The organism is Pandoraea vervacti (assembly GCF_000934605.2).
In the GTDB taxonomy this organism is placed as follows: Bacteria; Pseudomonadota; Gammaproteobacteria; order Burkholderiales; family Burkholderiaceae; genus Pandoraea; species Pandoraea vervacti.
Map to the genome: position 1 here is coordinate 4,235,957 of NZ_CP010897.2, position 26,690 is coordinate 4,262,646.

Annotated in this window: 21 protein-coding genes and 1 pseudogene; 8 read left to right on the forward strand and 14 right to left on the reverse strand. The window is 64.7% G+C overall.

All coding sequences use genetic code 11. The features are described 5' to 3' along the window. Positions 1 to 114: 114 nt before the first annotated feature. From UC34_RS18400 to UC34_RS18405, 3 genes and pseudogenes are all read right to left on the reverse strand, one after another. Positions 115 to 3,372: an autotransporter domain-containing protein gene (locus UC34_RS18400; protein ID WP_418303947.1), complete on the reverse strand. Its 3,258-nt coding sequence runs from the start codon at positions 3,370 to 3,372 to the stop codon at positions 115 to 117. Further along, positions 3,367 to 3,741 (reverse strand): annotated as a pseudogene (locus UC34_RS26195) (IPT/TIG domain-containing protein); the annotation flags it as partial. The pseudogene UC34_RS26195 and the gene UC34_RS18400, both read right to left, overlap by 6 nt. 426 nt (positions 3,742 to 4,167) lie before the next feature. Next, a complete protein-coding gene (locus UC34_RS18405; protein ID WP_044456699.1) occupies positions 4,168 to 4,575 on the reverse strand; it encodes a hypothetical protein in 408 nt (135 codons plus the stop codon). Between the two features lie 255 nt (positions 4,576 to 4,830). Here UC34_RS18405 and UC34_RS18410 point away from each other — a divergent pair, with 255 nt between their 5' ends. Together UC34_RS18410 and UC34_RS18415 are read left to right on the forward strand one after the other, a co-directional pair. Beyond that, positions 4,831 to 5,172: a zinc ribbon domain-containing protein YjdM gene (locus UC34_RS18410; RefSeq protein WP_044456700.1), complete on the forward strand. Its 342-nt coding sequence runs from the start codon at positions 4,831 to 4,833 to the stop codon at positions 5,170 to 5,172. 271 nt (positions 5,173 to 5,443) lie between these two features. After that, positions 5,444 to 5,704: a hypothetical protein gene (locus tag UC34_RS18415; protein WP_157123236.1), complete on the forward strand. Its 261-nt coding sequence runs from the start codon at positions 5,444 to 5,446 to the stop codon at positions 5,702 to 5,704. Between the two features lie 111 nt (positions 5,705 to 5,815). On the opposite strand, the gene UC34_RS18420 is transcribed toward UC34_RS18415, so the two are convergent. From UC34_RS18420 to UC34_RS18450, 7 genes are all read right to left on the reverse strand, one after another. Continuing rightward, on the reverse strand, positions 5,816 to 7,006 hold the full coding sequence (locus tag UC34_RS18420) for a CmpA/NrtA family ABC transporter substrate-binding protein (RefSeq protein WP_044456702.1): 1,191 nt from the start codon (positions 7,004 to 7,006) through the stop codon (positions 5,816 to 5,818). A gap of 9 nt (positions 7,007 to 7,015) precedes the next feature. Then, positions 7,016 to 7,591 (reverse strand): ANTAR domain-containing response regulator, encoded by a 576-nt coding sequence (locus UC34_RS18425; RefSeq protein WP_044456703.1) that lies wholly within the window; start codon positions 7,589 to 7,591, stop codon positions 7,016 to 7,018. A 272-nt stretch (positions 7,592 to 7,863) separates the two neighbouring features. Next, complete coding sequence (gene cobA / locus UC34_RS18430) at positions 7,864 to 8,640, reverse strand: uroporphyrinogen-III C-methyltransferase (protein ID WP_044456704.1); 777 nt, start codon at positions 8,638 to 8,640, stop codon at positions 7,864 to 7,866. Between the two features lie 165 nt (positions 8,641 to 8,805). After that, positions 8,806 to 11,532 (reverse strand): nitrate reductase, encoded by a 2,727-nt coding sequence (locus UC34_RS18435; protein WP_044456705.1) that lies wholly within the window; start codon positions 11,530 to 11,532, stop codon positions 8,806 to 8,808. A gap of 36 nt (positions 11,533 to 11,568) precedes the next feature. Beyond that, positions 11,569 to 11,958, reverse strand: a complete 390-nt coding sequence (nirD, locus tag UC34_RS18440; protein ID WP_044458381.1) for a nitrite reductase small subunit NirD — start codon at positions 11,956 to 11,958, stop codon at positions 11,569 to 11,571. Between the two features lie 47 nt (positions 11,959 to 12,005). Beyond that, positions 12,006 to 14,468, reverse strand: a complete 2,463-nt coding sequence (gene nirB, locus UC34_RS18445; RefSeq protein WP_044456706.1) for a nitrite reductase large subunit NirB — start codon at positions 14,466 to 14,468, stop codon at positions 12,006 to 12,008. A gap of 501 nt (positions 14,469 to 14,969) precedes the next feature. Further along, entirely contained in the window at positions 14,970 to 16,136 is a 1,167-nt protein-coding gene (locus UC34_RS18450; protein WP_044456707.1) for an acyl-CoA dehydrogenase family protein, read from the reverse strand. Positions 16,137 to 16,347: 211 nt separating this feature from the next. Here UC34_RS18450 and UC34_RS18455 point away from each other — a divergent pair, with 211 nt between their 5' ends. The 5 genes from UC34_RS18455 to UC34_RS18475 all read left to right on the forward strand — a co-directional run bounded on the left by UC34_RS18455 (position 16,348) and on the right by UC34_RS18475 (position 21,543). Further along, positions 16,348 to 16,821 (forward strand): MarR family winged helix-turn-helix transcriptional regulator, encoded by a 474-nt coding sequence (locus UC34_RS18455; RefSeq protein ID WP_044456708.1) that lies wholly within the window; start codon positions 16,348 to 16,350, stop codon positions 16,819 to 16,821. A 6-nt stretch (positions 16,822 to 16,827) separates the two neighbouring features. Beyond that, the gene (locus UC34_RS18460) at positions 16,828 to 18,828 is read left to right on the forward strand and encodes an FUSC family protein (RefSeq protein ID WP_044456709.1); all 2,001 of its coding nucleotides are present in this window, start codon (positions 16,828 to 16,830) and stop codon (positions 18,826 to 18,828) included. Then, complete coding sequence (locus UC34_RS18465) at positions 18,825 to 19,034, forward strand: DUF1656 domain-containing protein (RefSeq protein WP_044456710.1); 210 nt, start codon at positions 18,825 to 18,827, stop codon at positions 19,032 to 19,034. The genes UC34_RS18460 and UC34_RS18465 overlap by 4 nt, the downstream gene beginning before the upstream one ends. Beyond that, positions 19,031 to 20,005: an efflux RND transporter periplasmic adaptor subunit gene (locus tag UC34_RS18470; RefSeq protein ID WP_044456711.1), complete on the forward strand. Its 975-nt coding sequence runs from the start codon at positions 19,031 to 19,033 to the stop codon at positions 20,003 to 20,005. The genes UC34_RS18465 and UC34_RS18470 overlap by 4 nt, the downstream gene beginning before the upstream one ends. A 68-nt stretch (positions 20,006 to 20,073) precedes the next feature. Continuing rightward, positions 20,074 to 21,543, forward strand: coding sequence for an efflux transporter outer membrane subunit (locus UC34_RS18475; protein WP_174556772.1), 1,470 nt, complete (start codon positions 20,074 to 20,076; stop codon positions 21,541 to 21,543). Between the two features lie 315 nt (positions 21,544 to 21,858). On the opposite strand, the gene UC34_RS18480 is transcribed toward UC34_RS18475, so the two are convergent. The 3 genes from UC34_RS18480 to UC34_RS18490 form a co-directional block, all read right to left on the reverse strand. Beyond that, complete coding sequence (locus tag UC34_RS18480; protein WP_044456712.1) at positions 21,859 to 22,122, reverse strand: DUF4148 domain-containing protein; 264 nt, start codon at positions 22,120 to 22,122, stop codon at positions 21,859 to 21,861. A 380-nt stretch (positions 22,123 to 22,502) separates the two neighbouring features. Continuing rightward, positions 22,503 to 23,270, reverse strand: a complete 768-nt coding sequence (locus tag UC34_RS18485; RefSeq protein ID WP_044456713.1) for an autoinducer binding domain-containing protein — start codon at positions 23,268 to 23,270, stop codon at positions 22,503 to 22,505. Positions 23,271 to 23,417: 147 nt separating this feature from the next. Then, the gene (locus UC34_RS18490) at positions 23,418 to 24,311 is read right to left on the reverse strand and encodes a LysR family transcriptional regulator (RefSeq protein WP_044456714.1); all 894 of its coding nucleotides are present in this window, start codon (positions 24,309 to 24,311) and stop codon (positions 23,418 to 23,420) included. 217 nt (positions 24,312 to 24,528) lie between these two features. On the opposite strand from UC34_RS18490, the gene UC34_RS18495 reads away from it, so the two are divergent. Then, the gene (locus UC34_RS18495; protein WP_044458383.1) at positions 24,529 to 25,704 is read left to right on the forward strand and encodes an MFS transporter; all 1,176 of its coding nucleotides are present in this window, start codon (positions 24,529 to 24,531) and stop codon (positions 25,702 to 25,704) included. On the opposite strand, the gene UC34_RS18500 is transcribed toward UC34_RS18495, so the two are convergent. Next, a complete protein-coding gene (locus UC34_RS18500) occupies positions 25,604 to 26,557 on the reverse strand; it encodes a LysR family transcriptional regulator (protein ID WP_044456715.1) in 954 nt (317 codons plus the stop codon). The two genes, UC34_RS18495 and UC34_RS18500, sit on opposite strands and share 101 nt — an antisense overlap. Positions 26,558 to 26,690: the final 133 nt, after the last annotated feature.

The window sequence follows — 26,690 nt, forward strand, 5'->3', positions numbered from 1 at the left end:
ATGAACCAACGAAGCAATGATGGGCCGGGCAAAAGCCAATGGCCCGCCGACCTCTCGATCGACGGGCCATGACACCGACCAGCCCGGTCCCCCGGGACTGGCCAACGCCAGCACTCAGAATGGCGCGGTGAACGTCAACCGGAAGCCCTGCTGCAGGCCGCCCATGCCCGTCGTCACGCTGTAATCCAGCCCGAAGACGAGCACACCGGTGCGCAGCTTCGTGCCCGCGCCGACCTGCACGCGATCGCTGCCATACGGACTGCCCGGCACGAAGTACACCGGCCCGCTCTGCGCGATATCCGCGTACGCCAGCCCCGCAAGACTCTGCCCGTTGAAATCGTGCTGCAACTCCACGCGAATGTAGGGCGAGAACGTACCGATGGCCGTCGCCTTCGCGAACCCCGCGCGCACGCCCAACGTACCGGACAGCGTATTTACGTTCTGCTTGAAGTACGTGAGCGCGTTCAATCCGGCGCCCGTCTCGCTGTACTGATCGAGCGTGGAACGCGACGCCGTCAGACGTCCGTACGGCGAGAACAGCCAGTCATCGGTGCGGTATTCGTATCCGGCGGACAACGAGCCGAAGAATTGCTGGCCGTTGCGCTTGCCTTGCGCGAAGTCGTTCGCATCGACGACCCAGCGACGCGAGTCGAAGCTCAGCGTGCCGAAGCCTGCGACGGCATCGACGAAGAGCGTCGGAATCGGACGATAGCTCGCGTACAACGCACCGCTGTAGCTGTCACCGGTGCTGCGCGTACCGGAACTACCGATGTCGGTCGAGTCGTGTCCGTAACCGACGCCCGCGCCCAGCGAGAACTGGTCGGAGAAGCGATAGTCCGCGCCCATCGTCACGCCACCGGTCGTGAACTTGAAGCCCGAACGCTGGGCCGCCGTGTTCGCGAAACCGAAGTCGACCGTACCCGCCGTCCAGTAGGCGAAACGCTGGTCGCCGTTCTCGCCTTCGCCGGGCAGGTCGGGACCATCGCCCGTGGCAACGCCGCTCGCGCCCGCATGCTTGTCCGACTTATCGCGCACGTCGAGGCGCTTGGCCTGACGCAACGCCGTGGGGCTCGCCTCGCCGCGCAGACACGCGTCGCGGTCCGCAATACCGGCAATGTCCTGACAACGCGACAGGTCGCGATTCGCGCCACGGTCCGCCGATGGCAGCACCACGTTCAACCCGTTGCTCGACGGTGCACGCCCCTTGCCATGCAACATTTCGAGACGCTGGTTGTAGTTTCCGATTTGCGTGGTGGCGAAGCGTCGCGCGGCTTCGACCTGCGCGCCGATGAGGCCGGTGACGTCAGGGTCGGTCGTCGGGTCTTTACGCGGCGCGACGGTGACCCTCGCCGTGCCCGGTGCCGACGTCGCATTGGCATTCGAGATCGTGTACGTGATCACCGCGACACCCGCGAACGCTGCCGCCGGTACGAAGCGCAACGTGTAGTTGTTGCCGGTCGGGACGGCGGCTGCGCGGGCGAAGCGCGCTGTGCCAGCCGCTGCGGGCGCTACCGTGGCTGGCGTGCTCACGATGGTCACGGTGCCCGCATTCGCCGGCGAGATCGACACGACGTTCGCGCCAGTGAACGGCCCGCCGGTCGCACCGGACGTAATGTCCAGATCCGCAGTACCGTTGGCCGCGACGGACGATTCGAGCGATGCGACCGTCACCGGCACCGCGTGCACCGTCACCGTCACGCTGATCGGCGCGGAGGTGCCGATGGCGTTCGTCAGCGTGTAGGCGAACGTCACGTCGCCGTTGGTGCTCGGTGTCGGCGTGTAGACGATGTCCTCGCCATTGACCACCGCTGTGCCGCTCGACGGCGGTGTCGCAATCGCAATGCGCGTGAACGGCCCGCCCGCGGCATTGGCCGTCGCCCGGAATGTGACGGGTGCGTTCGAGAGCGTTTGCATTTGCACGGGGGGAGCCGATGCCACCTGGCCCGTGATGTTGAAGTTGTAGGTCTGCGTCGCGGTGAGCGGCGTGCCCGGCCCCGTGCTCGAATCCGTCGCGGTGACGGTGAACGTGCTGTTGCCGGTCGTGGTCGGCGTGCCGGACACGATCCCCGTTGCCGGATCGAGCGTCAGGCCGTTGGGCAAGGTGCCCGTCGTGACGTTGTAGCGATAAGGCGCAACACCGTTCGCTGCCGTCAGCGTCTGGTTGTACGCCTGCCCGGCGACCGGCGTCGGCAACGTAGTCGGGCTCAGCGTCATCGTCGACGTGTTGACCGTCAGGGTGATCGACTTGTTCACGGAGAACGGCGCGCCCGGTCCACTCGTGCTGTCGGTGATCTTGACGGTGACCGGGAACGCGCCGGCAGCCGTCGGCGTGCCCGAGATCGTGACCCCGGCCGGCCCCGACACGAACGACAGCCCGTTCGGCAGGCCCGTCACCGCGAAAGTGTAGGGACCGTTGCCCCCGATGCCTGTGACCACTTGCGAATACGCCTGCCCCAATACCGCCGCGGGCAGCGTCGTCGGGTTGAGGTCGAGTACCGGCGGGGCAATGCGCAACGTCAGCGACAAGGTCGCGGAGAAATTGTTGCGGTCGGTCGCCATAATGGTGAAAGCTGCGCCGGTGTTCGTCTGCGTCGGTGTACCGCTGATGACGCCGGTTGCGGGGTTCCAGGTGATCCCTGCGGGCAAGGTGCCCGTCGTCAAGGTATAGGTGTACTGCCCGCCCCCGCCGCTCGCCTGAATCGTCTGCGCATATCCGACGCCTGCAACACCATCGGGCAGCGACGAGGGGTTGAACGTGATCGACGGCGGCGTCACCGCCATGGAGATGGTGCCGCTCGTGACCGTGTACGGGCCGCCCGCCGAGAGATAGTCCTTGGCCGTCACCTGGAACGAGTAGTTGCCTACTGTCGTCGGCGTGCCGTACAACCTGCCGCTCGGATCGAGGGTCAGACCCGGTGGCAACGTGCCCACAACAGAGTACGCGTAAGGTCCCGTGCCGCCAGAGGCCGTCTTCAGCGAATCCGACGTGTAGGTCACACCGACAGCGCCAGCCGCTGGCGCTGTCGGCGCGTAGGTGAGCGCCGGAGCCGAAACGGTCACCGTCACGGTCCCCGCTGCCGACGTTCCGCCGGCGTTCGTCAACGTGTACTTGAACGAATCGGTGCCCGAGAATCCTGCATTCGGCTGGTAAGTCAACGATGTGCCGGCGGCCGTGGCCGTGCCGTTGGACGCCTGCGCGTCGACCGCCACCGAGGTGACGCCGTTCGAGAGATCGACGTTGACCGGCGTTGCTGGACTGTTGAACGCGATGGTCATCGAAATGGTGACCGCCGTGGGTTTTGCGACGTAGGTATATCGGTCCCCAGCATTCGGGGCGCTGCTCCCGCTCGGGGACGTGACAACGACGTCCACCGTCCCCGCCGTCCCGGGAGGCACCGTTGCGGTCATCGACGTTGCTGTGTCGAGATTGAATGCGGCGCTGGTACCGTCGAACGTCACATCGGTCACGGCGTCGAGGCCTGTGCCGTTGATCGTCACCTGTCCGCCTCCGGCCTCCGGGCCGATGTTAGGCGTCACGCCGATCACGGTTGGCGCGCTCACAGCACTCGTGCCGCCGGCCGCTGTCACGCGCACGTTACCGAAGTCCGCTGCGGCAGACGCCGACGACCCACCAAAGCACGCCGCCATCACCAGCAAGATCTTCAGCCATAAAATCCAAAGCGTGGAAGGTTCTGGACGAGCGCGCGGCTCGCCGTAGCGAAGGCGGATGCTGGACGACATGTTTTCCCCGAATCCCTGACACACGCCGCGCAGGGATCACATTGTTTTTTCCAATCGCAGCGGTGTCGACCCAGAAAATCGCCAAAGCGATTCATCACACCATTCCGTACTTCTTATTAATCGTTACCGACATCCCCAAACACCCTGCGAGCGCGTGGGCAAAGGTAAAAAACATGAAATTTTATGTCAAGGACTACTTACAAAAGTCAAACACACAGAAAAAAATTCAAGGGTAATTACTTACGTTTTAAGTCACTTATTCCCACCTCCCAAGAAACCACTTGCGAACGTTTCAGACAAGAAAACCAAAAAATGCCGGAAAGACGCATTTAATTCGCCAATTCCCGGCACCATTCTCGCCAATAACTATTCAAAAAAATCGCGGCATTGCCACGTAACAAGACAGAACGCGTGCAAGCTGGAGCGTCAAATCCCACCCAACAAATCGTGCGAATCGAGAATCGCGTAGGCGATCTCCGGGCGCGCATCGAGGCAGCGCCGAATGGCGGCGGGAATGGCGGAGCGGGTCTTTCGACACAGCCCGGGCTGCGCGTCCAGTTGAATGATGATGCCGCGCACTGTTTTGACTTCGTTCGGGCTGGGGGTAATTCGCAACTGAATGCCAAGTTGCGCATGCATCAGGCCAATGATGCGGTTCAGTTCGGGGTAGCTGGAAATCGCCTCGATTCGCGCGATCAGCCGCTTCTCCTCGGTTTGCGTGAGCATCAGGATGCGCCGGTCGCCATGCGGGTCTTGCATGAGACTTTCCCGCTCGCAGGTGCAGGCACCGGGCGGACACTCCGTGCGAATGACAATCTGGATCTCGGCGGCCATGACGAGAACAGCACCGGGTTGGGCGTTTAGCAGGTTTCGGGAACAGGCGGTCGCCCATTATCAACGCAACCAGTATCGCCCGGGTAACGCCACCCATCCATTAGGGGTTTCAACCGCCCCAACGTCGCCCCGGCTCGGACCTGACGCCTCCCCAATACCCGCATCGTGCCTGCGCCAACGCGAACACCCCCACTGCTACAAGGGTTATACTCTCGCGCTCTTAACGCCATCGCATCACTTCAGGGGAAATTCCAGATGAGCACACTGCCTCCTTGCCCGAAATGCCACTCCGAATTCACGTATGAAGACGGCGGCATGTGCATTTGCCCGGAATGCGGCAATGAATGGTCGACACAGACCGAAGCGGCGAGCGAGCCGACCGAGCGCGTCTATCGCGACGCCACTGGCGCGATCCTGCAAAACGGCGACACCGTCACCGTCATCAAGGACCTGAAGCTCAAGGGCGGCGGCGGCACGATCAAGATGGGCACCAAGGTGAAGAACATCCGTCTGGTGGACAGCGATCACGACATCGACTGCAAGATCGACGGTTTCGGCGCCATGAGCCTGAAGACGGAGTTCGTCCGGAAGGTGTAACCGGAACGCCCGCCGGGTCATCCCCCGGCGGGCACCAGCGTCTCAGGCGTGCACGCCGACATTCCCCTCACTTTGCACAAGAAAGGCTTTCCGTTTCTCGTGTATATCGAATCCCTTCGGGTCCCTACACTGTCTCACATGCAGTGAGACGGGAGGAGACGCCCGCCAGCAAGAAAAAACCGGCGCACAGGCGTGCGCCGGTTTCCGTTCAGACCCCGAACCGTCTCCAGCAGGTGCGTCCTCGCAAACGCCCAAACCCCACATGACGGCCATGAAAAAGAAGATTGCTTTAGCGGCGTTTCTCGCAGTGCCCGGATCCTTCGCGGTCCTCGCCCTCGCCTGTCTGCACCCTGTCTTGCGTCGCGAACTGGCCCGCGCCGCCGGCCTCGAACCCGTCTTTGCCAACGTATCGCGACAGGTCGTGCTGCTCGCGCTCGTCTATCACCTCAACATGCACCATCGCCACCGCGAACGCGCCCTGAACGCCTGTCTGGCCCGCGGCGGCGCCGATTGCGACGCCTTCGCGCAGTAATCCGACGCCCTTCACTCCCCTCGTTTGCGCCCCGCGCCCGCAGACCGACCACGCCAACGTGCCGCCTGCCCGTTCAGGCCCGGTTCAGGCCTGGTTCAGGCCTGGGACGCTTCATCGGGCCCGGATGGGAAATCCCTCGACGTAAGCACGCAGATCCTTCGCACTCGCCGCATCCCAGACCCGCGCATCGCACAGCGTTTCGCTCGCAGCCGACGACACCACGGGTACGCCCTCGGCGCGTGCCGCCGCCTCAAATAAGGCCGTCTGACTCACCGCGGCCGCGGTCTGCGCCGCGTGCGCGAGCGCCTCATCGTCGACCATCCCCCAACGTCGATATTGCGAGACGAACCACATGCCGTCGGTGGGATGCGGGTAATTCACCACACCCTCGTCGAAAAAGCTCACGGGCAGCAATGCGTGCCGCCCCGACAGACGACCGAAGTCCCCCAGCAACCGCGCTGCAATGAGATCGCGCGGCGCACCGACCCAGGCCGGTTCGGCCAGCCAGCCCGCAGCCTCCGCGCGGTGCCCGGGCATGTCCAGCCATCGGCACGCGCTGAGCAGGGTGCGCACGAGCGCCAGCGCCGTTCTCGGATAGCGCGCGACGAAATCGCGTCGGCAGGCCAGCACCTTTTCGGGGTGATCCGGCCAGATGTCGCTCGATACCGCGACCGTGCGTCCCAGCCCGCGCGCCTGCGCGACCGCATGCCATGGCTCGCCGCAGCAAAAGCCGTCCAGTCCCCCCTCCTCCATCGCCGCGACCATGTGCGCGGGAGGAATCACGATGCTGTTGACGTCCGTGAGCGGGTCGATGCCCTGCGCCGCAAACCAGTAATTCAGGAACATGGCATGCGTGCCCGTCGGGAACGTCTGCGCGAAAACCGGCTTGCGACCGAGCGACGCCAGCGCGGCACGCAGATCGCCGGTATCGGCCATCGCGTCGGCCAGCGCCGGTGTCACCGTCACCGCCTGCCCGTTGCGATTGAGCACCATGAGCACCGCCATGTCCTCGCGCGGGCCGCCAATGCCCAGTTGCACCCCGTACACCAGCCCGTAGAGCGAATGGGCGGCATCCAGCTCGCCGGTGAGCAACTTGTCGCGAATGGCCGCCCACGACGACTCGCGACTCAACTCCAGCGTCAGCCCATGCTCGTGGCCGAGCTCAAGGCGCTTCGCCACAACCAGCGGCGCCGCATCCGAGAGCGCGATGAACCCCACGCGCAAATGACGCTTCTCCGGCGCATCGTCCGAAATACGGTCCGGTGACGGCGCGCCGGAAGCCAACCATGATGACGTCGACATGAACGGTGTCTATCCCAGTAACTCAGCAATCGAGACAAGCTGGCGCGCGACCTCGACGAGTTTCTCGCCCTGATCCATCGCCCGCTTGCGCAAAAGGGCGTACGCCTCCTGCTCGGAAATCCTGCGCCGGTCCATGAGCAACCGCTTTGCCCGGTCGATCAGCTTGCGGTCGGCCAGCTCGCTCTCGGCCTTCGCCAGCCTGGCCCGCAATTTCTCCTCGTGTGCGAAGCGCGCGAGCGCCACTTCGAGAATCGGCGCGAGCCGGTCGGCCGCCAATCCCTCCACGGAGTACGCCGTCACGCCGGCATCGACGGCAGCACGTATGAGCGACTGGTTGCCGTCGGCCGAGAACATGAGCACGGGACGCGGCGCCGCTGCGTTCATGACCGCCAGTTGTTCGAGCGTGTCGCGCGACGGCGATTCAGTGTCGATGATGACCAGGTCGGGACGCTCGTTTTCGACGACGCGCGGTAACGCCTGCGGTTTGGCCACCTCGGCGAGCATCTCGCAGCCCAGACGCGCGAGCGCCGCCCGCAACTCACCGATCGGCTTGTCGGTGTCCGTGACGAGCAGCACGCGCAGCATGCCCTGCGCCCCCGGCGCATGCGCATGGGACGGGGTCTTGCGGGAAGGGTCGGCCGGTGGATCGATGTCCCCGGCATCCGGTGTTTTTGGCAAGTTTCGTAAGGGCCGACACAGTCGGCCGGTCAATGAGAATCGCGACTCGAGACGAGGGTCAGGTCATCGTCGGCAAGACGGCCACCTGGGCCACCTGGCCTCGGCGCCGCTCCCCCGTGGATTCGCGCGCTCGAGACGTTTTAACGACGTCACCGCACAGACACTGACGATACAACGCTTCATGCCGCTCTGGCGATGACGCGCTCGTCCGGCGCTGCCGGCGCATCTCCGCTCGGCGCACTCACTGCCGCCTCACCGACCGCGCCGCCCACGAGCAGAATGGCGGGACTGCCGAAGCCTTCGGCCCGCACGTCGCTGGCCAGCCGTCCGAGCGACGTCACCATTCGGCGCTCCTGCGGCGTGCCCGCCCACTGCACCGCCCCGGCCGGCGTGTCGGCGTCGAGATGCGCCAGCAATGTCGCGCTCAGTGCCTCGACCCGGTGCAGCCCCATGTAGATCGCCAGTGTGGTGCCCGTCGCAGCGAGCGCCGCCCAGTTCGGCGCACTGCCGTCCTGGCGGTGCGCGGTGACGAAGGTCACACCCGCACAATGATCGCGATGCGTGAGCGACATGCCGAGACCGGCCGCCGCCGCGAATGCGGCCGACACGCCATTGACGATCTCCACCGGCACGCCCGCTCGCCGCAGCGCAGCCATCTCCTCGCCCGCGCGGCCGAACATCAACGCGTCGCCGCCCTTGACCCGCACTACATGCGCGCCGCACTTCGCAAAGCGACACATCATCCGCTCGATAAAGGCCTGCGGCGTGGAGCGACACCCGCCGCGCTTTCCCACGGCAATCACGCGCGCCTGCGGCGCGAGCGTGGCGATCTCGGGGTTGGCCAGATCGTCGACAAGCAACACATCGGCCTCGCCGAGCACGCGCGCCGCGCGCAGCGTGAGCAAGTCGAGTGCGCCGGGCCCGGCGCTCAGCAGCGTGACTTTCCCATGTTTCATGATCGTTCTCCCTTGCGTCTTCAGTCCTGTCGATATCACGCACGTTCGCTCGACGCATCGCGAGCCGCCTGTTCGTTGAAGCATCGCCATCTTCCGTGGCACTCACGCCACTCACGCCACTCTCGTCCCGCTCGACACCCACCTCATCGGTCACCATCTTTGCACTCACGCTGCGCTCGTTGCCATCGACGTCGACGCCGGCGCGCAAGACAACGCAGACGCCGCGCACATGCGCTGCAACTCCGGCAGGCACGAACCGCAGACCGTGCCGCAACCGAGCGTTGCCTTGAGCTGGCCGACGTCGGCGCCCGCCGCGATGGCCGCGTCAATGCTCGACGCCGTCACCGAATTGCACTGGCAAACGGTGCGATCGCGCGGCGCTGTCGGGCCACTGTCGGCCGCAAATACGGCGTGACGCGCCCGCGTCCACGGCAATGCCTCGCGCACACGGGCGAGCAGCGACGCCGATCCCGTCACATCCGCTTCGCTGCCCGCGACCAGCACGCCGTCGATCAGCGTCTCGCGCCAGGCCACACGCTTGGTCATCGCACGGCGCGCATCGCGATACTCGAGCAACGACGCGTCGCGCGGCAACGCCAACGCCGTATGCAGACGCTCCAGCCATTCCGTATCCGGCTGGTCGTCAGCGACCGTCACCACCAGACGGTCGTCGCCTTCGAGGCGCACCGCCGCAAACCGCCGTTCGGCCAGCAGCGGCTGCACCGCCGCGTGCAGCCGGAGCGCATCGCCGCGCCGCACGGCCGCCACGCGCCAGGGCAAGGTCAGCGGATCGACGCGCACGGCCGCGTGCTTGAGTTCGGGCTGCTTCGAATACGGGTCGACAACGCCCGTCGTGGTGTCGTTCACGCCGCCGCCGCCGAGGAACTGGCCGCTCCAGTGCATCGCGACGAACACCGTGCCCGATGCCACGTCGTCGCTCACGGCAAGCGTGAGCACACGCTCGCCGCGACGGCTCGATAACCGTACGAGGTCGCCCGCGCGCAGACCACGCCGCGCGGCGTCGCCCGGATGCATCGTCAGCGACGGGTCCGGTGCATGCTCGAACGACTGCCCGATGCGCCCCGTGCGGCTCATGCCGTGCCATTGATCGCGCAAACGTCCGGTAATCAGACGCAACGGATGCCGCGCATTGATCGGCTCGGCAACCGGCTGGTAGTCGAACGCATGAAATCTGGCCCGACCGTCGGGTGTCGCGAAAACGCCATCTTCATAGCGACGCGGCGCACCCTGCGCCGCCCCCGCCGGGAAGGGCCACTGCTGCGGTCCGCGCGCGTCCAGCAAGGCGTAATCGATACCGCCGATATCGAGATCGCGACCGACGGTGAGCGCGCGATGCTCGTCGAATATCGCCTCGATGGACGAAAACGAGAACGGCTCGGGCGACACACCGAGCTTCGGCGCGAGTCGCCGCGCCGCTTCACTCGCAATCCACCAGTCCGCACGCGCCGCACCGGGCGCGGCCACCGCCGCGCGCACGCGGGAAATCCGGCGCTCCGAATTCGTGACGGTGCCGGCCTTCTCGCCCCAACTGGCTGCGGGCAGCAGCACGTCGGCATACGGCACCGTGTCCGTCTGATGAAACGCTTCCTGGACGACGACGAACTCGGCATTGGCCAGCGCCTCGCGCACGCGTGCGCTGTCGGGCATCGAATGCACCGGGTTCGTGCAGGCGATCCAGATCGCCTTGACGCGCCCGTCCCGCACGGCGTCAAACATCTCCACCGCCGGCAGGCCCGGCTTGTCCGAGAGGCTCGTCACGCCCCAGAGCTGCTCGATTTCGGCGCGATGCGCGGCGTTGCCGATCTCGCGATGGGCAGCAAGCATCGTCGCCAGTGCGCCGACTTCGCGTCCGCCCATGGCGTTGGGCTGGCCGGTCAACGAAAACGGCCCGGCGCCGGCGCGGCCGATCTGCCCCGTCGCCAGATGCAGATGGATGAGCGCCAGATTCTTTTGCGTGCCATGGCTCGACTGATTCAGGCCCATGCAATAGAGCGACAGCGCCGCCGGACTTTCACCGAACCAGTCGGCGGCCTGGCGCAACGCCGACTCCTCGATGCCGCAGATGTCCGCAACGAGTTGCGGCGCATAGGCGCGCAAGGTTTGCTTGAGCGCGTCGAACCCCTCGGTGTGCGCCTCGATGTAACCACGGTCGATGCGCCCTTCCCAGATGAGGTGATGCAACATGCCGTGAAATAGCGCGACGTCGGTGCCGGGCACGATCGGCAGATGCAGATCGGCCATGGCAGCGGTATCGGTGCGGCGCGGGTCGACGACGATCCACCGAATCGACGGATCGGCGGCCTTCGCCGCCTCGAGTCGACGAAACAGCACCGGATGCGCATACGCCATGTTGCTGCCCGCGAAGATCACCGTGCGGGCGGCGTCGAGGTCGTCGTAGCACGTGGGCGGACCGTCGGCGCCGAGCGCCATCTTGTAAGCACTCACGGCGCTCGACATGCAAAGGCGCGAGTTCGTATCGATGTTGTTGGTGCGCACCAGCCCTTTGGCCAGTTTGTTGAAGACGTAGTAGTCCTCCGTGAGCAACTGTCCCGAGACGTAAAACGCCACGGCGTCCGGCCCGTGATGGCGAATGACATCGGCAAAACGCGACGCCACCGCCTCGAGCGCGGCGTCCCACGTCACGGGCGCACGCCCCGCATCGCGCGACGCACGCATCTCGGGCATCAGCACACGCCCGGCGAGCGACTGGGCAGTGAGCGGCAGCGTCATTCCCTTGCTGCACAGCCGCCCATGGTTCGCCGGATGCGCCGGGTCACCGCGTACGCCGACGATGCGCTCGCCGTCGCTCTCGACGAGCATGCCGCAACCGACGCCGCAGTAGCAGCAGGTGGTTGGCGTAATGGTGGTCATAAGGGACTCCGGCCGGGGGTTATCGAGGAACGTGCGTCAGACGGTGACCCCGTCGGCCACGTCGGCCGGGCCACCCGTTTCAGCGGCATCGTCGCGCCCCGTCTCATCGAACGACAGATACACCTCGCCGGCATCGATTCGCACGGGAAAGCGCTGTGCACAGCCGACATCCGGTGCGCAGGCTTCGCCCGTCCTCAGATCGAGGTTCCAGGCGTGCAACGGACAAGTGACCTTCTCGCCGTGCACGATGCCTTGCGAGAGCGCGCCGCCCTTGTGCGGACATTGGTCGCGCAACGCGAAGACGCTATCGCTCTCCGTACGAAACAGCGCGATGTCGCCGCTGGAATGCGTGAGCACACGCGAACCCAGGCGCGGAATCGCGTTCACGTCGCATACATGCAGCCAGGTCGGTTGGCATGGCTCCATAGCGGTCTTGGCGGTCTTGGCGGTCATGGCGGTCATGGGGCGTCTCCTCAGACAGTCGTGGTTTCGGTGGCGAGCGTCGTCCCCGCTACCGTGAGCGGGCGATACTCATTGGCCTGAGCGCCGTCGATGCGCGCCTGCCACGGATCCTGCAGGCCGTCGAGCGCGAACAGCAGGCGCTCGTACAGCGCACGGCGATTCGCCGCGTCGCTCACCACCTTTTGCTTCACGTAGTCGAGGCCCACGCGATCGATGTAGTGAACCGTGCGATCGAGGTAGTAGGCTTCCTCGCGATACAACTGCAGGAACGCGCCCGTGTACTCCTTGACCTCGTCGGCCGTTTTCACCTTGACGAGAAATTGCGCCACTTCGGTCTTGATGCCGCCGTTGCCGCCGACATACAACTCCCAGCCCGAGTCGACCGCGATCACGCCCACGTCCTTGATACCGGCCTCGGCGCAGTTGCGCGGACAGCCCGATACAGCCAGCTTGACCTTGTGCGGCGACCACATGTTCGCGAGCATCGTCTCCAGATCGATGCCCATCTGCGTACTGTTCTGCGTGCCGAAGCGGCAGAACTCGCTGCCCACACACGTCTTCACCGTCCGGATCGACTTGCCGTAGGCGTGGCCCGACGGCATGCCCAGATCGCGCCAGACATTCACGAGGTCGTCCTTCTTCACCCCCAGCAAGTCGATGCGCTGACCGCCCGTGACCTTGACCATCGGAATGTGATACTTGTCCGCCACGTCCGCAATGCGGCGCAGCTCGCTCGCATTCGTCACGCCACCCTTCATCTGGGGAATGACGGAGAACGTGTTGTCTTTCTGGATGTTGGCATGCACGCGCTCATTGACGAAGCGACTTTGCGGATCGTCCACCGCCTCTTTGGGCCACGTGCTGAGCATGTAGTAGTTCAGCGCGGGACGACACGTCGCACAGCCATTCGGCGTGCGCCACTCCAGGAAGTCGAAGGCGGCGCGGTGCGTGGTGAGCCGATGTTCGCGCACCGCGCGACGCACTTCCGCATGCGAGAGGTCCGTGCAGCCGCACACCGCCTTTTGCTTCGGTGCGGCGTCGTACGTCGAGCCCAGCGTGCTCATCAGGATCTGCTCGCACAAACCGGCGCAAGAGCCGCAGGAGCTCGCCGCCTTGGTGTGCTTCTTCACTTCATCCAGGGTGAACAGCCCCTTCTCGGTGATCGCGCGAACGATGGCGCCCTTGCACACGCCGTTGCAACCGCACACTTCGTCGCTGTCGGCCATGGCCGACGCGCGGTTCTGGCCTTGCGTGCCGACGTCGCCCACGCTCGATTCGCCGAACATGATGCGCTCGCGCAACTCGCCCAGCGCGCGCCCTTCGCGCAGCAGTTTGAAGTACCACGCGCCGTCTGCGGTGTCGCCGTAGAGGCATGCCCCGACGAGCTTGTCGTCGCGAATCACGAGCTTCTTGTAGACGCCGCTTGCCGGGTCGGACAGCACGATCTCTTCCGTGCCCTCGCCACCCAGGAAGTCCCCCGCCGAGAACAGATCGATGCCGGTGACCTTGAGCTTGGTCGAGAGCACCGAGCCGCGATAGCTGCCAATGCCCATGAGCGCGAGGTGATTCGCGCACACCTTCGCCTGTTCGAACAGGGGCGCCACGAGCCCATACGCCACGCCGCGGTGACTTACGCACTCGCCCACGGCGTAGATGCGCGGATCGTACGTCTGCAATGTGTCCGACACGACAATGCCGCGCGCGCAGTGCAGCCCGGCCGCCTCGGCAAGCGCGGTGTTCGGGCGAATGCCCGCCGCCATTACGACGAGATCCGCCGCGATTTCCTCACCGTTGCTGAACTTCACGGCGCGCACGGCGCCGCGCTCGTCGCCCAGAATCTCGGACGTCTGATGCGACAGGCGAAAGGCGAGACCGCGCGCTTCAAGCGACTGTTGCAGCAGCTTGCCTGCGGTGGCGTCGAGCTGACGTTCGAGCAGCGTGGGCGCCAGATGGACGACCGTCACGTCCATGCCGCGCAGCTTCAGACCATTGGCCGCCTCCAGCCCGAGCAATCCGCCCCCGATCACGACCGCGTGGCGTTTGACCTTCGCCGTCTCGATCATGATCTCGGTGTCGCGAATGTCGCGATACGTAATGACACCGTCGAGATCCTTGCCTGGCACCGGAAGAATGAACGGACTGGACCCGGTGGCGATCAGCAGCCGGTCGTACGGCGCTTCGGTGCCGTCGGCGCAGCGCACCACGCGGCGTGGCCGGTCGATTTGCGCGACTTCCTTGCCCAGATGCAGCGTGATGCCTTTTTCCGCATACCAGTCGAGCGGGTTGAGCACGATGTCCTGAAACGCCTGCTCGCCCGCGAGCACCGGCGAGAGCAGGATGCGGTTGTAGTTCGGATGCGGCTCCGCGCCGAACACGGTGATGTCGTACTGGTTCGGTGCGATCTCGAGCAGCTCTTCGAGCGTGCGAATGCCGGCCATGCCATTGCCGACGACGACCAGACGAGGTTTGCGCATGCTGTCTTCTCCTGTTGCCGTGCCCGCGTCGCGCGCGGCGCCCGAAAAACAAAACGGCGTCCATCCGTGCCGGGGCACAGAGGGACGCCGTTGTCCTGTGGGTGCGTCGCACGCTGTCATGCGGGACGTCGCACCTGAATTCGTTGCCGGCGACGCCTTTGCCGCTGGCGTTATGGCTAACGCAACAAGCGTGCCAGGCAACGTTCCGTCATCGGTAAAGCCACATGGAGCAAGGAGAAGATAGACGTTTGTCTATGGGCAGAGTCCGATTTTGTGCCGAACGCTGCTGCACCGCACCAGTGCAAGGTGCGAGATATTTGCGCCGGGCGCACCAGAATGACGCCGTCGGGCACAACGCACCGGGATGATCGTCCATGCCGCATCCACGCGCTTTTTGTGCAATCGCAAATCGTGGCTGCCCGTCGCCTTACGGCAATTGCTGATCGACGTCATTCAGGGGTCCGGCAAACGTTGGGCCTGGCACCTTGCGTGCCAGGGTCGTCAGTTCTGCATCAGCGCGCGCCCGATGATGAGTTGCTGGATCTGCGTGGTGCCTTCATACAGACGCAGCAACCGCACGTCGCGATAGAAACGCTCGACCTTGTATTCGTTGATGTAGCCTGCGCCACCATGCACCTGCACGCCGCGATCCGCCACACGCCCGACCATCTCCGTGCAGAACAGCTTGGCGCACGAGGCGCGCATGCTGACGTCGGCGTCTCGCGAGCCCGCCGGTTTTGCGTCGTAGCGCAACGCGCAATCCTGCACCATCGACCATCCGGCATACAGTTCGGCCTGGCTGTCGGCGAGCATCGCCTGCACAAGCTGGAAGTCGCCGATGCGCTGACCGAACTGCTTGCGCTCGCGCGCGTAAGCCACCGACTCGTCGAGAATGCGCTGCGCCATGCCGCACGCCAGCGCCGCCACATGCAGACGCCCCCGGTCGAGGACCTTCATGGCGGTCTTGAAGCCCCGGCCTGCCACGCCGCCGATCACGTTCGCCGCCGGCACGCGTGCCCCCTGAAGCACGACATCGCAGGTCTTGGTGCCGCGCTGCCCCATCTTCCTGTCCGGTTCGCCCAGCGATAACCCCGGCGTGTCGGCCGGTACGATGAACGCCGAGATGCCGCCCGCGCCCTCGCCGCCGGTGCGCGCCATCAACGTGAAGGCGCCCGCGCGCGGCGCGTTGGTGATGAAGCGCTTCACGCCGTCGAGCACGTAGGTGTCGCCGTCGAGCACCGCGCGTGTCTTGAGGGCGGCCGGGTCCGATCCGACATCGGGCTCCGTGAGCGCGAACGACATGATCAGTTCGCCGCTCGCCACACGTGGCAGCAGATCGCGCTTTTGCGCGTCGGTGCCGTCCATCAGAATGCCCTGCGAGCCGATGCCCACGTTCGTCCCGAACACCGAACGGAATGCGAGCGACGTCTGTCCGAATTCATAGGCCACGCGCACCTCTTGCGCCATCGACAGGCCGATACCGCCAAATTCCTCGGGGATCGACAGACCGAACAGGCCCATCGCCTTCATGTCGTCCACGATGGTCGCGGGCACTTCGTCGTGCGCCTCGACATCGTTCTCGGCGGGCACCAGCCGCTCGCGGATGAAGCGCTGCACAGTGGCGATCAGCAACTCGAACGATTCGCTATCCAGTCCCTTCGATGTCATCGGGCGTCCCTTGAAATATGTCGTAACACTTGTCTGCCGGGCGGGCGACGCCCGCCGCGAATGTCGCTATCTTACCCGCGCAGATCGTCCAAAGGCACGCCGCACGTGGCTGTGCAAGCGTTGTCGCCCGCGCCCTCCCATCATTTCCACGGGTCACGCAACAGTCCATTAGCTAGCATCCTAATAATTAGTTAACATATAATCTTTCGCCATGACCTCCCTAGAATCGCTCCGCTTTGCCTTTACCAGCCATTTGCTGCTGGCGGGCAAACAGTGGCGCCAGTTGTCGCAGGGCGCGATCGTCGAATACGGTATTTCCGCGGCGAGCGCAGGCCCGTTGTTGTTCATCCGCCGTCTCGGGCAGGGTGTGCGTCAGGTCGAGCTCGCGGAGTACGTGGGGCTCGAAGGCGCGTCGCTCGTGCGCCTGCTCGACCAGTTGTGCGCCGCCGGTCTGGTGGTGCGAGAAGTCGATGCCAGCGACCGGCGGGCCAACGCGCTGCGGCTCACGCAGGCGGGCGAAGCCCTCGCCGAAAAGCTCGAATCGGAGCTCAGCCAGTTGCGCGCCAAGGTATTTGCGAACATCCCCCGAGACGACTTCGAGGCGGTGTTGCGCGTGTTCGAAACGCTTAACCGTGCGGCCGACCCGGACGGGTCCATCCTCGCGATGGAGCTCCCGCAGAAGTAAAAGACCGTGCTTACCTGGCCATCTTCACGCGACTGGATTTTCTCGATCAAGGCGTTCGTCGCCTCGATGCTCGCGCTCTACATTGCACTCGCGCTCGGTCTGCCGCGCCCTTACTGGGCGATGGCGACGGTCTACATCGTGTCGCATCCGCTCACCGGCGCCACACGCTCCAAGGCGCTGTATCGCGTGTTCGGCACGCTGCTGGGTGCGGCCGCGTCGATCGCGTTCGTCCCGGCGCTCGTCGACACGCCCGAATTGCTGATGGCCGCCGTCGGACTATGGACGGGTACGCTGCTCTACATCTCGTTGCTGCATCGTTCGCCGCGCAGCTACGTGTTCCTGCTCGCGTCATACACACTGCCGCTCATCGCCCTGCCCGCCGTGAATACGCCATCGGGCATTTTCGATATCGCCGTCGCGCGTGCCGAGGAGATCATTCTGGGCATCGTGTGTGCGAGCGTGGTCGGCGCCGTGGTTTTGCCGACCAGCGTCGCGAAGGTGCTGCACGACCGCTCGACCCGCTGGCTCACCGATGCCGCACGCTGGACCACCGACATGCTCTCCGCCGATCCGGAGGGCAAGGCCACGCGCCACATGAGCCGTCACCGTATGGCGGCGGACATTCTGGCGCTCGACCAGTTGATCAGCCAGTTGTCTTATGACGCCGATACGTCCGAGCGCGTGCGCGACGCGCAGGAATTGCGCGGACGCATGACCATGATGATGCCGGTGCTCTCCACCGTGGCGTCGCTCGTGCAGGCATTGCGTCGACATCCGCAAGGCGCCCCCGACGCGCTCGAAGCGAAGATGGCCGAGGTCGTGGCATGGCTGCGTCGCGGCGCGCCTTCGCCCGCCCCCGCCCATCTGCTCAAGCCGCCCCAGTCTGCCGGCGAAGCGTCGGACTGGTACGGTGCGCTGGTCGCCGCGACGGAAGACCGTTTGCGCTCGCTGGTGCAACTCTGGCAAGACTGCGCCTCGCTGCAACGCCGCTTCGGTCAGCCGGACGATGCGCCCGAATGGACACCGGCGTTCCCCTATTGGGAGTTGGGCGGCGCGCGCCACTACGATCACGGCCTGTTGCTCTTCTCGACAGTCTCCGCCGCCTTGTGCACGTTTCTCATGGGCATGGCGTGGATCTACACGGGCTGGAACGATGGCGCCGCCGCCGTTTCGCTCGGCGCAGTGGCCTGCTGCTTCTTCGCCGCGATGGACGAACCGGCGCCATTCATCCGCTCGTTTTTCTGGGCAACGGCCGTCTGTGTGGTGTTCGCCGCCGTGTACGTATTCTTCATTTTGACGAACGCCCACGATTTCGGTCTGCTCGTCGCGCTCTTTGCCGTGCCGTATCTGCTGCTGGGCACCTTCATACCGCAGCCGCGCTTCACCATGGTCGCCATGCTCGTCGCCGTGAACACCGCGAGCTTCGTCGGCATTCAGGGCGGGTACAGCGCCGACTTCCCGGCGTTCTTCAACAGTAATCTCGCGGGGCTCGCCGGCGTGTTGTTCGCGTTGGTGTGGACCTTGCAGACGCGTCCGTTCGGTACACGCGTCGCCATGCGTCGTCTGATCCATTCGAGCTGGCGCGATATCGCCAGGAACGCCGTGGGGCGCTGGGTGCGCGAGCACAACCGCCTGCGCGCGCGGTTGCTCGACCGACTCGGGCAACTGGTGCCGCGCCTGGCGGCGAGCGAGAGCGAAACGTCGAGCGACGGCTTCACCGAAGTCCGGGTCGAACTCTCGGCCCTGGCCTTGCAGCGCGAACTGCCCCATCTGAATCCAGCGCAGCGCAGTGCTGTCGAAGCCGCGCTCACCGACGTGGCGCGCTTCTATCAGGCGCGACTCGACCAACAGGCGAGCGCGCCGGACAGCCCGCTGCAAGACAAATTGCTGGGCGCCGTTCGTTCGTTGGTGGCGCATAGCGATCAGGCCTCACGCAGTGCGCGGGCGTCGCTCATGGACATCCACGTCGCGCTGTTCCCCGTCACGACAACCGGGAGTGCCCAATGAGCGGCGAGATCGATATCTATGGCGTATTCGTGCCGACGCTGCTGGCCCTGATGGTCGTGGCGTTCGTGCTGACCGGCGCATTGCGCTTCGTACTGGCGCGCCTGGGCTTCTACAGGCTCGTCTGGCACCGTTCGTTATTCAACCTTGCTGTGTACATCATCGCGCTGGGCGGCATCGTCGCCATCGCGCGCGCCTGCCAACCATGAAACTGAAACTTCGCTCTCTCGGTCCCGTCGTCCTGACGCTGGCCGTCTCCTGCGTTGCGATCTACGTGCTGCTGCATCTGTGGGACTACTACACCGTGGCCCCCTGGACGCGCGACGGTCGCATTCGCGCCGACATCGTGCAGGTCGCGCCCGATGTCTCCGGGCTCATCACCGCTGTCGAGGTCAAGGACAACCAGCCGGTGCACCGGGGCGATCTGCTGTTCGTCATCGACCGCGACCGCTACACGCTCGCCTTGCAACAGGCGCAGGCCACGGCCGCCGCACAACGCGCCACGCTGGCGCAGGCGCGCCGCGAGAACGCGCGCAATCATCAATTGACGGAAGTCGTCGCCAAGGAAGTGGTCGAAGCCGGTCAGGCAAAGGTCGAATCCTCCGAGGCGGCCGTTGCGCAGGCAGACGCCGCCGTGCGTCTTGCCACACTCAACCTCGAACGCACGCGCGTACTCGCCCCCGCCGACGGGTATCTGAACGATCGTCTGCCGCGCGTGGGCGATTACGTGAGTACCGGCCGCCCCGTCCTGTCGATGGTCGACGCCAACTCGCTGCACGTCGAAGGGTATTTTGAAGAAACCAAGATGCGCGGCATCCATATCGGCGACAAGGTCGAGATTCGCCTGATGGGCGAGCGTCACGTGCTGCACGGTCATGTGCAGAGCATCGTCGCGGGCATCGAAGACCGTGACCGCACCAGTGGCGCGTCGATGCTGCCGAACATCAACCCGACATTCAATTGGGTGCGGCTGGCCCAGCGCATTCCGGTGCGTATCGCGCTCGACGACGTCCCCAAAGACATGCGCCTCGTCGCAGGCCGCACCGCAACGGTGACCGTGGTGGAAGACAAGGACGAGGGCCGTCAGCCTACGCATCCCACGCAGACCTCGCAGACCCCGCAATCGCAGCGCGCGAACACGACCTCGCTGGCCACCGCCACGGCAGGAGGCCGTCAGTGAAGCCGCCACGCAAGCCATTGATGAAGCTGTCAATGAAGTCGTCAATGAAGTCGTCAATGAAGCCCCCAATGAAGTCAGGCTTGCGTGTGCTGAGCACCGTGGCCGCGACGGCCGCGCTCATGGTCGGCTGCACGACCGTTGGCCCCGACTACCGTCTGCCGGATAACGCGGCGATGCGCTCGCCGCATGCCAACGGCGCGCTTGCCGATGGCTCGCACCGCGCGGTAGCCATCGACGCGGTGCCCGAGGACTGGTGGCAGCTCTATGACGATCCCAAGCTCGACGCGCTCGTGAAGGAGGCGCTCGCGGCGAACACGAATGTGCGCGTCGCGCTGGCCAACGTGCAGCGCGCCATCGCGATGTACCACGAGGTGGAGTCGGAAAACCTGCCCCAGGGCGGCGTGCAGGCTGAAGCGCTGCGCGCGCAGATTTCAGGCGAGAGTTTCCTCAAGGAAGAAAAGCTGCCGGTGGCAAACCTCGCGGTCGCCACACTGGGCATCTCGTATCAGATCGACTTCTTCGGCAAGCTCGCCCGTGCGGACGAAGCCGCGCTCGCGGCTGCCGAAGCCAGTCAGGCCGCGCTCGACGTGGCCCGCGTGAGCGTGGCTGCCGAGACCGTGCGCGCCTACGTGCAGGGCTGCGCCGCCAATCACGAATACGACATTGCCAACGACCAGTTGAAGTTGCAGGAACGCAGCGTCGCCATTACCCGCAAGCTCGTGGACGCGGGACGCGATCAGCCCACCGATCTGCTACGTGCACAGGCTCAGGCGGACACGTTGCGCGCCGCGCTGCCTCGTTTCCAGGCGCAAAGCGAAGCCGCCAACTATCGGCTCGCGCTGATGCTTGGGAAAGTGCCGGGTACGCTCGACGCGAGCGTGGCGCAGTGTCGGCGTATTCCGCAACTCACCCAAGCCCTGCCGGTCGGCGATGGCGCCGCGCTGCTCAAGCGCCGCCCCGACGTACGCCAGGCTGAGCGTGAACTGGCGTCTGCCACGGCGAAAATCGGCGTGGCGACAGCGGACCTCTACCCGTCGATTCGCATTGGCGCGTCCATCGGGGCAAACGGCCTGCTCGAACACTTCGGACAGGGGCGCACCGAACAATGGACGCTTGGGCCGATGGTCTCGTGGTCGCTGCCGACGAACGGCGTACGCGCGCACATCAAAGGGATGGAAGCCGGCGCCGACGCCGCGCTCGCGCATTTCGACGGCGTCGTGCTCAAGGCAGTGCAGGAGACCAGAACGTCGCTCTCCGCTTACACCCGCGAACTGCAACGCGACGACGCGTTGCGCGCCGCGCGCGACAAATCGCGTGCGGCGGCCCAACAGAATCACAAGCTCTACCAGGCGGGCCGCGCCCCGTACCTGACGAGTCTCGACGCCGAACGCACGCACGCCAACGCGGAAGCGGCGCTGGCGGCATCCGAGACACAGGTGGCGATGGATCAGATCAACCTGTTCCTGGCATTGGGCGGCGGGTGGCAATCGAGCCACTCGGGTACCGCGCACGGCGACACCGCCACCAAGACACATTGAATCGAGACGGACGGCGCACCGACCGGGGATGCACCGACCGGGGATGCGACGACCGGGGACGCACCACGGGCCGCGTCCTCGTGACGCCGTGCTCCAGAAACACACAAGCCCCGTCGGGAGGGGATCCTCGGGCGGGGCTGTGGTAAATGACGCGCAAGGCGTCGTTGGAACGATTCGCGCGGCGCGGGCGAGACTCGCTAATGAATCTGGCGGGCGTCAGGCGGGCCGTCGGCGAATCGCGGTACTGCTTCGGTACAACACTTCAGAGACTGCATCGACAACCGGATCGGTTGCCCGATGTCACACGCCACGACATCAGTTTGCCGTCGGGGCCTGCGGGACTGCGGCATGCTGTGCGGCTTCGATTTCGGCCGTGCGCTTTTGCAGTTGTACCGACTGCTCGTAGGTGTACGGGAAGTTGAATTCCGTCACCGGCGAGAGACCAAGCTCACGTGCGGCTTGCAGTTCTGCACGGACATGCTCACGGGTTGCACCGCTCGACTGATCGGCGGCAAATGCAGCGCCGGCGGCAACACTAAGACCGACCAGTGCGATGGCGGCCAACAGGTTCTTTTTCATGGAAAACTCCTTTTATCGTTCGTATCTCGCTCAGGGGAGCGAAAACCGCTAATCAATCAGTTTTCGCCCTGAGTAAATTATAGTTTTCCCCTAGAAATGAACCAGCCACAAACCGACAACACACTGTTTCGGAAATGGTGTGAAATCGGCTGAATCCAACGCCGAAACGTCTCGAAAAAGACGGAAAACGGTCGTTAATCCCATGCCGCGATAAATGTGAAATAGCGCAGATCTCTCGAAGACTGCGCTATTTCATTAGACGAAAAACGATGCGCGCCCCGGGAGAATTCCTGAATGTGGCAATTGCAGCCGGAAGGAAAAGACCAGACGCGTGAGCGCTGGGAAAAAGCGCTCACGGCGAAGATATGAACAACAGCGATTCAGGGAGAAATCAAACCGGTACTGATTGCGGCAGCGATTGCCTGATGCCGGTTCACGGCGCCGAGCTTGCGCTTTGCATTGTTGATATGAAACGTCACGGTGTGTTCCGAGATTTTCAAGATTAACCCGATCTCCCACGCCGTCTTGCCGCGCGCTGCCCAAAGCAGGCTCTCGATTTCGCGCGGGCTGAGCTTGCCGGTGCTTCGACTCGCCACCCATTGCATGTCGAGTTGTTGAATCGCCTGATGGAAATACAACGCGCTCAGGTAGATTTCACCGATCATGCGCGCTTCGAGTTCGGCCGAGTCCTCGGGCGATTTCGCCGTGGCGGCACTGAAGATCGCGCGTTCGCCGGCCGCCCCGTAAATCGGGATCGAAACGCCGCAACCGAGCCCATGCGCGCGCGCGTCCGCGAAGATCGGATGCGGTCGCTTTTGCGTCAGGAACGTACGCCAGAGGATCGGCAACGGCGATAGATTCGCAGCCACGAGCACCGGATCCACTTCCGCGTATCCCGCACTCTGATAGCGCTCGATCCAGGCGGGCGGAAAAGTCGTGAAGATATGGCGGCTGGGCATTCCCTGCGCAGAAATGAACTGATCGTCCATCTGAAACGCAGCAGCCTCGCGTTCACGACGTGGCAATAGCGGGGCATAGAACAACGCATCGTATTCCAGCGTTTGCGTCAGTTTCTGAAACTCGGCGTCCAGCGCCTCGACCGAGCGGGCACCAAGCAGCCCCTCATATCGATAAAGATTGTGATGCATTGCGAGTTGCACGTTCTCAATAATTGCCGGTGGAATGCCGATATTCGCGCATTGTAGTCTGAGCTTTGCATTTTGCGGGGAGTAATTTTGCCCAATAAAACAACAATGACATTTCACATGGAGTGCGAAAGATTTCCACACCGAATTTCAGACCTCGCAGCCCAGCGCCTCCAACGCCGACAAGACTTTTCGCAATCCCGGCGTAAGCGGTTTATCTTGCCGAATGACAATCGCAAGCGTTCTGGACAACGCCGGTGTCAGGGTGGCCATACGCAATCCGCGGCGGTGATGGACGGCATTGACCGACATGCGCGGCACGATGCCGTACCCCAGGCCGGCAGCGACCATTTCCTTGATGGCTTCGATGCTGCCCAGCGCCATGACCGGGCGTACACGAAGTCCAGCCTGCAAGAACCATTCGTCGATCAGCATCCGCGTACTGCTGCCCGATTCGAACGCAACCATCGGTGAGGTGGCGAGTGTGTGCGGCGTGACGTCCTGCGCCCATTCACGGTCCCCGGTCGGTGCGATGGCCACGAATTCGTCCCGCAATACCGGAGTGATATGCAGGCTGCGCCCGGCAGCCGGTAGCGTAACCAGCCCGATGTCGAGCCGGTTCTCCGTGACGGCAGCCACAATGTCGTCGGTATTGCCGGTGCTCACGCGGATATCGAGCAACGGATGGCGCTTGCGCATGGCACGCAGCATCGGGGGCAGCAAGTGAATGCACGCCGTCGCGCCCGTGCCGATCGCCACTTCGCCCACAACACCCCGTGCGTGGCTCGTCAGCGCCTGCATGGCGTCTTCCACGGCCGCCTCGATGCGGCGCGCATGTTCGAGCAGCGTGAGACCGGCCGAAGTCGGTTTGAGCCGCTTGCCGACACGCTCGATCAATCTGACGTTCAGCCGCTGCTCCAACTGGCGAACCTGAAGGCTGACTGCCGGTTGCGACAGATCGAGGCGAGCGGCGGCCGCAGAAAAACTGCCGGCGTCGATCACCTCGGAGAAGGTGTGCAGTTGATCCAGATTCAGGCGGCGCATCTCAAAGTTTTCCTTATGAACCGGATAAGATGCCAAGACTTTACCAAGAGATGCCGTCGGCGCACCATGCTGTGAGTGACCGGACGTCCCGCTCGCCCGCCTGTGCGCCGACATCGTCCACGCCTGCATGGTGCCTGCGAGATGTGTGTTCGATGCATTCGATGCATTCGATGCATTCGATGCATTCGGTATTGGCCAACTTCCCCCGCGTGTCTTCATGCCCATCGTCATCCGCCTCGGCCTCGCGCAACTCATTACCTGGGGAGCGAACTTCTATCTGCCCGGCGCCTTCGCATGGCGAATCGCGCGCGATACAGGATGGGCGCAGACGTGGGTGTTTGCCGGGCCGTCACTCGCCATGCTGGTGATGGCAGTCGTCTCCCCGATGTCCGGCCGTTGGCTCGACCGCATGGGCGGACGCCGGGTCATGTGTCTCGGCACGCTGATCTGCACTGTCGGCTGCGTCATGATGGCCGCAAGCACCACATTGGTGCAGTACTACACGGCATGGTGTCAGTTGGGCGTCGGCATGCGGCTCTCTCTCTACGACGCCGCGTTCGCCACCCTTGCCGCGCTATACGGCGCCGCTGCGCGCCGCCCCATGACACAGATCACGCTCATCGGCGGGTTGGCGACGACCGTCTTCTGGCCGCTGGGCAACTGGCTGGGCGAGCGATGGGGATGGCGCACCGGCGTCTTTGTCTTTGGGGCGATCGGCCTGCTGGCCTGGGCATTGCTGCGCAGCCTGCCGCCCACGCCGCCTCGGGTGACGACGCGCGGCGAGGCGCGCCGCTCGCGCGCCCCGCTGCCCGTGGCGCCCGCCCTGCTCTATGGCGCCGTCATGGCGCTGGTCTCGATACTGTCGTCGGGGCTGGCCGCGCACCTGCCGTCGCTGCTCGGCATGCGCGGATTGCCGGTGGGGCTCGCGGCCCTGTGGGGCCTCGGGCAAGTGTGCGCCCGAGGGCTGGAATGGCTGCAACCGCGCCAGGCCAGTGCGCTCAGGCTCAATGTCGTGGTCGGTTGCGGTCTGCCGGTGTGCTTTGTACTGGGTCTGGCCGGTATGTCTTATGCGCTGAGCGCCGGCGTCTTCATCTTTTGCTACGGCGCCCTGAATGGGCTGGCAACGCTGTTACGGGCCAGCCTGCCGCTGGAGCTCTTCGCGCACGACGCTTACGCCCGCGCGCTGGGCACGTTGCTGAGTCCGGCGTTCGCGCTCTCGGCCGTCTCGCCGTGGGGTTACGCGCTCGCGCGCGAACATTGGGGTGAGACGGCAATTCTATGGGTGTCGCTGGTCATCGGTCTGCTGATCGCGGCAGCCGCGCTATCGCTTCACCGTCTGACGCCGCCAGCACTCGCTCCACAAACGCCCGAAGGAATTCGATCCACGTCTTGACCTTGGCATCGAGATACAGGCGCGACGCGTAGACCGCGTACACATTCGTGCCCTGCAACTCATATTCGGGCAGCACACGGACCAGCGAACCATTACGCAAGGCCGCCAGCGCGCTAAGCAAGGGGACCGGGGCGACGCCGCATCCGCTCACCAATGCCGCCGTCAGCGAATCCGCGGTATTGACCCGCAGCCGCCCCGGGGGAATGGCCAGCTTCGTCGTGCCGTCCGGTCCGTCGAAAAGCCAATGTTCGACGGTGTAGTGCGGCGCCTGCAGTCTCACCCGTGTATGCTGCGCCAACTCGTCGAGCGAGCGCGGCGCACCATGCGCGGCGAGGTATTGCGGCGCGGCGCACAGCACTGAGGCCATACGGCAGATCCGTGCCGATACCAGCCCGGAATCGGGCAGTTGCGAGGCCGCCAGACGCAGCGAGACGTCGATATTCTCCTCGAGAAGGTCGGGCACGCGAGACGACAGCAGCAGATCGGCTTCGACATCCGGGTACTGCTCGAGAAACCGCGCCAGCGCAGGCACCACGAACACCTGCCCGAAGCTCGCCGGCGCGTGCAAACGCAACGTGCCGCTGGGTGCGGCGCTCGCGGCCCCCGCCTCGGCTTCCGACACATCCACCAACGCGATGATGTCCCGGCAACGGGCGAGATAGCGCTTGCCCGCGTCGGTGAGCGCGAGCTTGCGTGTCGTGCGATGCAACAGCCGCGTGCGCAGATGCGCCTCAAGCTCGGAGATGGCCTTCGACACTTGCGGCGTGGTCATGTCCAGCGCGCGGGCCGCCCCGGCAAAGCTCGCGCCGTCGGCCACGCGCACGAAGATTCGCATATTCTTCAAGGTGTTCATGACACGGGATGATATCTCCCCGTTATATGGACGTGCATCGATATTGGTTGGGATCGCGCGAGGCTCACGGTATCCTAGCGGCCCGATGAGGCTCCCTGAGCGCTCATTGGCCGCCGATTCGAAAGACTTTTCG